Raw genomic sequence first — 6817 nt, 5'->3', positions numbered from 1 at the left:
CAACGCCAGCGGCGCGGCCATGCACGACGTGAGCGGCACCAGCGGCGCCGCGCCCATCTGGGCCGAGCTGATGCACTGGCTGCACCGCAGCACGCCCAGCCGCCCGCCCGAGCCGCCTCCCGGCGTGGTGCGCAGCAGCGTGCGCTTCGGCCCGGATGTGGCCGGCGGCTGGATCGAGAGCCCCCGGCAGGAGTGGTTCGTGCACGGCACGCAGCAGGCCATGTTTGCTATGGATACGGTAGCTGAAAGTCCAGATGGAACAAGGGTTTCGGCCAGAAAAGACCTCCAGGAACAGGGTCGCGGCGGGAGCGCCCCCGGGGCGCGCATCGCCACGCCGGCGCCCGGCACCATCGTCGCCCTGGACCCGGACATCCCGCCCCGGCACCAGCGGGTGCAGTTTGCCGCCCGCGATGCGGCGCCCGGCCAGGCGCTGGTCTGGCGCATCGACGGGCGCACCGCCGGCCGGGGCCTCGCGTGGTCCTGGCTGCCCTGGCCCGGGCGCCACCAGGTGCAGCTGCTCGACGGCGGCGGCCGCGTGCTCGACGAGGTGCGCATCGAGGTGCGCGGCGCGGCCGTCGCCCCGGCGCGGCGCTGACAGCCGCTTCTTGCCTCCTGCAAAATTTTCAAGCGCGGCAAAAAAGCCTCAAGCCGGCCGCTGGCGTGCGGCACTACCATGCGCGGCTTGCCCAGCGCCCGTCCGGGCGCGTTTGCCGCCAGGAGCCGCCATGCCCGACCTCTCCAAGATCACCACCATCGAAGACCTGCGCCAGATCGCCGAGCGCCGCGTGCCGCGCATGTTCTACGACTATGCCGACTCGGGTTCGTGGACCGAGACCACCTACCGCGCCAATGAGCAGGACTTCACGCCCATCAAGTTCCGCCAGCGCGTGGCCGTGAACATGGAAGGGCGCAGCACCGCCGCCACGCTGGTGGGCACGCCCGCGCGCATGCCGGTGGCCATCGCGCCGGTGGGCCTGACCGGCATGCAGCACGCCGATGGCGAGATCCACGCCGCGCGCGCGGCGGAGAAATTCGGCATCCCGTTCACCCTGTCCACCATGAGCATCTGCTCCATCGAGGACATCGCCGAGCACACCAGCGCGCCGTTCTGGTTCCAGCTGTACATGATGCGCGACCGCGAATCCATGGCCCGCATGATCCAGCGCGCCAGGGACGCGAGGTGCAGCGCCCTGGTGCTCACCCTGGACCTGCAGGTCATCGGCCAGCGCCACAAGGACATCAAGAACGGCCTGTCCGCGCCGCCCCGGCCGACGCTGGCCAACATCGTGAACCTGATGACCAAGCCGCGCTGGTGCTTAGGGATGGCGGGCACGCGCAGGCACACCTTCCGCAACCTGGTCGGGCACGTCAAGGGTGTGTCGGACATGAAGTCGCTCTCGGCCTGGACCAACGAGCAGTTCGACCCGCGCCTGTCCTGGGCCGACGTGGCCTGGGTCAAGGAGCAGTGGGGCGGCAAGCTGATCCTGAAAGGCATCATGGAGGTCGAGGACGCGGTGCTGGCCGTGCAGCACGGGGCGGATGCCATCGTCGTCAGCAACCACGGCGGGCGCCAGCTCGACGGCGCGCCATCGGCCATCCATGCCCTGCCGGCCATCGTGCAGGCCGTGGGCAGCCAGACTGAGGTCTGGATGGACGGCGGCATCCGCAGCGGCCAGGACGTGCTGAAAGCCTGGGCCCTGGGCGCGCGCGGCACCATGATCGGCCGTGCCATGGCCTACGGCCTGGGCGCCTTCGGCGAGGCCGGCGTGACGCGCGCGCTGGAGCTGATCCACAAGGAGCTGGACGTCTCCATGGCGTTTTGCGGCCACACCAACCTCCAGAACGTGGACCGGCGCATCCTGGTGCCGGGCACCTACCCGCTGCCGCCCATGGTGTGAGCCGGGAACTCTTGCTCCCTCTCCTCCTGGGAGAGGGCCGCGGTGGGGGCCAGCGACGCTTGACATTGCCCCTGCGGCAGCACGCGCCATCGCCGCGCGCCGCGGCTGGGCTCGCCAAATGCCGCGCCCGGCGGCGCGCGGCGCCGCGCATACTGCGCCGCTGCCCATGACCGCATCGTCCTCGTCCTTTTCCTCCCTCCTGCCCGGCCTGTGGGTGCCCGTGGTGCTGTTTGCCGCGCTCGCGCAGACGGTGCGCAACGCCGCGCAGCGCTCGCTGACCAGCGAGGTGGGCACGCTGGGCGCCACGCTGGTGCGTTTTCTGTTCGGCCTGCCCTTTGCCGCGGCCTGGCTGCTCGTGCTGTACGTGCTGCCGGACGGGCAGCCCTGGCCGCGCTTTTCCTGGGCCTGGGCGGGCTGGGTCACGTTGGGCGCTTTCTTCCAGGTGGCGGCCACGGCGGCGCTGCTGCTGGCCATGCAGGGGCGCAACTTCGCCGTGGCCGTGACCCTGTCCAAGTCCGAGGTGCTGCAGGTGGCGCTGTTTGCCGCCGTGCTGCTGGGCGAGGTGCCCACGACGCTGGCGCTGGCGGCCATGGCCGTGGCGACGCTGGGCGTGGTGCTGCTGTCGCTGCCGCCGCGCGGCGCCGTGGCCCGGGCCTCGCGACAGGGCAGTGGCCGGGCCGCGCTGTATGGCCTGGTCTGCGGCGCCTGCTTTGCCATCGGCACGGTGGGCTTTCGGGGCGCGGCCCTGGCGCTGGGCGACGCGCCGCCCTGGCTGTCGGGCGCCTGGGGCGTGCTGCTGGCGCAGGCGCTGCAAAGCGTGGGGCTGGGTGCCTGGATCGCGTGCCGCTCCCCCAGCGGGCTGGCGCCGCTGGCACGCGCCTGGCGCGTCTCGCTGGTGGCCGGCAGCATGGGCGCGGCGGCGTCGCTGGCCTGGTTCACGGCCTACGCCATGCAGGGCGCGGCGCAGGTGCGCACGCTCGGCATGGTCGAGGTGCTGTTCAGCCTGCTGGTCTCGCGCCGGTTGGGCGAGTCGTTTCGTCGGGGCGAAAAGATCGGCGTGGCGCTGATGCTGGCTGGCCTGGTGCTGATCGCGCTGCAGGGCCTGTAGGGGGCGGGCCGGCGCACTCTTGAGCGAGTCGGTCAGGTCCGCCAGCAACCTCACCAAGCACGGCGTGCCGCTATCGCTGGCTTCGGAGCTGGAATGGGACGAGGCGCTGGTCTGGCAAGACACGCGCCGGGAGTACGGCGAAGTGCGGATGGTGGCCCTGGCCCCTCGCACCCTGACCGTGTACTTCGTGGCGTACGTGGATCGCGGTGACGCGCGGCGCATCATCAGTCTGCCCCGCGCCAATTCAAGAGAGGTGAAGCGTTATGAGCAAGGCTAAATTTCACATGCCGACTCCCGAGGAAGACGCGGCGATCAATGCGGCTGCGCTGGCCGATCCGGACGCGCAGCCTTTGAGCGCTGAGCAGCTGGCGGCGATGGTGCCCGCGCGCTCTTTGCGCGGCCGCCCTCGCTCGCTCAGCCCCAAAGAGCACATCAATATCCGGCTGTCGCCTGACGTGTTGGAGGCGTTCCGCGCCACGGGGGCCGGGTGGCAGACGCGGGTGGATTCCGCCCTTCGTGACTGGCTTCGTACGCACTCGCCGCAGTAGGGCGCGATCTTTCCTCCAAGCAGCCAACAAAAAGTCCGCGTGTGGCGGGCTTCGTTTTTGGGGTTCTGCCCCTTCTTTGAAGAAGGGCCATGCCATCCATCCTCAGGCGGGCCCGGTTCGCCTCGGCTGCCGGCGCAGGCGCGAAAATGGCGGCCGTGTCCGCCGTCCTGCCCGCCCCCACGCCGCCCACTGTCCTCTCTTCGCGCCTGGTGGCGCACCTGGACATGGATGCGTTCTACGCCTCCGTGGAGCTGCTGCGCTACCCGCAGCTGGCGGGCCTGCCGGTGGTCATCGGCGGGGCGCGCAGCGCCCGCGACGACGCGCGTGCGCAGGACTGGGCCGGGCGCCTGGGCGAGGCGCCATTGGCCGCCTTCGACCGCCTGGCCGACTACCGCGGCCGGGGCGTCATCACCACCGCCACCTATCCGGCGCGCCAGTTCGGCCTGGGCTCGGCCATGGGCCTGATGAAGAACGCCCACCTGTGCCCCGAGGCCCTGCGCCTGCCGGTGGATTTCCCCGAGTACCGGCGCTTCTCGCGCCGCTTCAAGGAGGTCATCCTGGCGCACGCGCCGGTCATGGAGGACCGGGGCGTCGATGAGGTGTACATCGACTTCACCCAGGTGCCGGGCGGATGCGAGGACGGCGGGCGGGCCCTGGCGCGGGCCATCCAGCAGGGCATCTGGCAGGCCACGGGGCTGACCTGCTCCGTCGGCATCGCGCCCAACAAGCTGCTGGCCAAGATGGCCAGCGAGTTCGACAAGCCGCGCGGCATCGCGGTGGTTGGGCCCGACGAGCTGGCCGAGCGCATCTGGCCGCTGCCGTGCCGCAAGATCAACGGCGTGGGCCCCAAGGCCTGGGCCCGGCTGCAGGGGCACGGCATCCAGACCATCGGCGAGCTGGCGGCGCGCGAGCGCACCTGGCTGCAGCTGCACTTCGGCCGGGCCTACGGCGCCTGGCTGCACGATGCCGCCTGGGGCCGTGACGAGCGGCCGGTGGTGGTCGAGAGCGAGCCCGTCTCCATGAGCCGCGAGACCACTTTCGAGCGCGACCTGCACGCGGTGCGCGACCGGGCCGAGCTCTCGCACCTCTTCACCGCGCTGTGCCAGCAGGTGGCACAGGACCTGGCGCGCAAGGGCTACGTGGGCAAGACCATCGGCATCAAGCTGCGCTTCTCGGACTTTCGCATCGCCACGCGCGACCAGACCATCGCGCAGCACACGCAGGACGCGGCCACCATCCGCCGCGTGGCCGGCCTGTGCCTCAAGCGCGTGCCGCTGGCGCAGCCACTGCGCCTGCTGGGGGTGCGCGTGGGAGCGCTGCAGCGCATGGACGAGAAAGCCGGGGGTGTGGCGATGGTGAACGGCGAGCTGTTCTGACGTCTGCAACACGCCGGCCGGAGGCATGGATGCCACATTTCCGTGCCGACCATACGAAACATGCAGTTACCGATGTCGCTTATCGCTATATTTGGGTCCATTGTCTGCCTGTATCGGTCCCTACCATGCGAGTCAACCTGCCCGTCACCCAAAACGAATACGACTATCCCGACAACGAGCTGCTGATGTCCACCACGGACCAGCAGGGACGCATGACGCACTGCAACGCCGCGTTCGCGCGCGTGAGCGGCTTCAGCATGGAAGAGCTGATGGGCCAGCCGCACAACCTGGTGCGCCACCCGGACATGCCGCCCGAGGCCTTCAAGGACCTGTGGGCCACCATCGGCAACGGCCGCAGCTGGCGCGGCTTGGTCAAGAACCGGCGCAAGAACGGAGACCACTACTGGGTGCGCGCTCACGTCACGCCCATCATGGTGAGCGGCAAGCCCCAGGGCTACATGTCGGTGCGCGAGAAGCCCACGCGCGAGGAGGTGCGCGCGGCCGAGGCGCTGTACGAGCGCGTGCGCGCCGAGCGCGAGGCGGGGCGCCAGACTTTCCGGCTGCATGCCGGCTACGTGCGGCCGCTGGGCTGGCGCGACTGGTTCGGGCGGCTGCAGCGCACGTCCTTCACCCAGCGCCTGAGCGCGCAAATGCTGGTGCTGCTGGTCGTGGCGCTTGCACCCCAGTGGCTGGGCTGGACAGAAGGGCCCATGGTGTGGGCGCAGAGCGCGCTGGTGGCGCTGGCGGTCGGCTGGATCGTGTGGCGCTTTCACCGCCGCATCACCAGCGGCCTGGCGGACGCCATGCAGGTCTCCTCGGAGATCGCCGGCTGCAACCTGCTCGGCCACGTCGAGCGCCCCAACGGCCGCCACCCCATGGCCCGCCTGATGGAGAACCTGGGGCAGATCCAGATCAACCTGCGCGCCGTGGTGGGCGATGCGCGCTCGGAGATTTCCTCCTTCGGCGTCATCTCCGCCGAGATCGCCCAGGGCGCCATGGACCTGTCGGCGCGCACCGAGTCGCAGGCCAGCAGCCTGCAGGAGACGGCCGCCGCGATGGAAGAGCTCTCCAGCACCGCCAGCCACTCCGCCGAGGGCGCGCAGCAGGTGCTGACCGAGAGCGAGCACAGCGCCGATCTGGCGCGCAAGGGCGGCCAGGCCATGGAGCAGGTGGGCGCGGTGGTGCAGTCCATCGAACAGTCCTCGCGCAAGATGGGGCAGATCATCTCCACCATCGAAGGCATTGCGTTTCAGACCAACATCCTGGCGCTGAACGCCGCGGTGGAGGCGGCGCGCGCGGGCGAGCAGGGTCGGGGCTTTGCTGTGGTGGCCGGCGAGGTGCGGGCCCTGGCCCAGCGCAGCGCCACCGCGGCCGGCGAGATCCGCGCGCTGATCGGCGAGTCGAGCACCCAGATCGGCCACGGCGCCCAGCAGATGCAGGCGGCCGGGCAGACCATCGAGCAGCTGGTGCAGTCGGTGGGTCATGTGAGCCAGCTCATGCACCAGATGGGCACGGCCGCGCGCGAGCAGACATTGGGCATCTCGCAGGTCAATGAGGCGGTGACTGATCTGGATCGGGTGACGCAGCAGAACGCGGCGCTGGTGGAGGAGTCGGCGGCGTCGGCACGGACCATGAGTGGGAATGCGGGGGTGTTGGGGCGGACTTTGGATGTGTTCAGGTTGCCTTGAAGGGGTTTTGGTTTTTGTAGCAGGCTGCCCTTGCCTGGTGCGGGTTTGCTGCTGGTTTTGATGTTGTGCTTCTTTTGGGTGTGGGGGCCGGGACTCGCCCCGGCGGGCGACCTACTTTTCTTGCCCGCGCAAGAAAAGTAGGCAAAAGAAGCGCGCCCCTGCATCCTGCGACCCCCGCGCTTTGCAAGCGCGGGGGCAA

6 protein-coding genes and 1 pseudogene are annotated in these 6817 nt (G+C 70.2%); all 7 read left to right on the top strand.

Features of this window, described 5'->3' with window-relative positions:
• Positions 1–595, top strand: a pseudogene (locus RT051_RS14110) (penicillin-binding protein 1C); the annotation flags it as partial.
• Between the two features lie 130 nt (positions 596–725).
• Positions 726–1898, top strand: coding sequence for an alpha-hydroxy acid oxidase (locus RT051_RS14105; RefSeq protein WP_313077629.1), 1173 nt, complete (start codon positions 726–728; stop codon positions 1896–1898).
• Between the two features lie 166 nt (positions 1899–2064).
• Positions 2065–3006 carry a DMT family transporter gene (locus RT051_RS14100; protein ID WP_313077626.1) on the top strand — a complete coding sequence of 314 codons (942 nt, stop codon included), beginning with the start codon at positions 2065–2067 and terminating at the stop codon, positions 3004–3006.
• A gap of 19 nt (positions 3007–3025) precedes the next feature.
• On the top strand, positions 3026–3283 hold the full coding sequence (locus RT051_RS14095; protein WP_313077625.1) for a BrnT family toxin: 258 nt from the start codon (positions 3026–3028) through the stop codon (positions 3281–3283).
• Between the two features lie 7 nt (positions 3284–3290).
• A complete protein-coding gene (locus RT051_RS14090; protein ID WP_313077624.1) occupies positions 3291–3554 on the top strand; it encodes a BrnA antitoxin family protein in 264 nt (87 codons plus the stop codon).
• Positions 3555–3700: 146 nt separating this feature from the next.
• Positions 3701–4930, top strand: coding sequence for a DNA polymerase IV (locus RT051_RS14085; RefSeq protein ID WP_313077623.1), 1230 nt, complete (start codon positions 3701–3703; stop codon positions 4928–4930).
• Positions 4931–5055: 125 nt separating this feature from the next.
• Positions 5056–6618 (top strand): methyl-accepting chemotaxis protein, encoded by a 1563-nt coding sequence (locus tag RT051_RS14080; RefSeq protein WP_313077621.1) that lies wholly within the window; start codon positions 5056–5058, stop codon positions 6616–6618.
• The last annotated feature ends 199 nt before the right edge of the window (positions 6619–6817 follow it).

Origin of the sequence: Melaminivora sp. (genome assembly GCF_032059615.1) — a bacterium.
Classification (GTDB): domain Bacteria; phylum Pseudomonadota; class Gammaproteobacteria; order Burkholderiales; family Burkholderiaceae_C; genus Melaminivora.
This window is presented reverse-complemented; position numbering and strand designations above follow the sequence as displayed.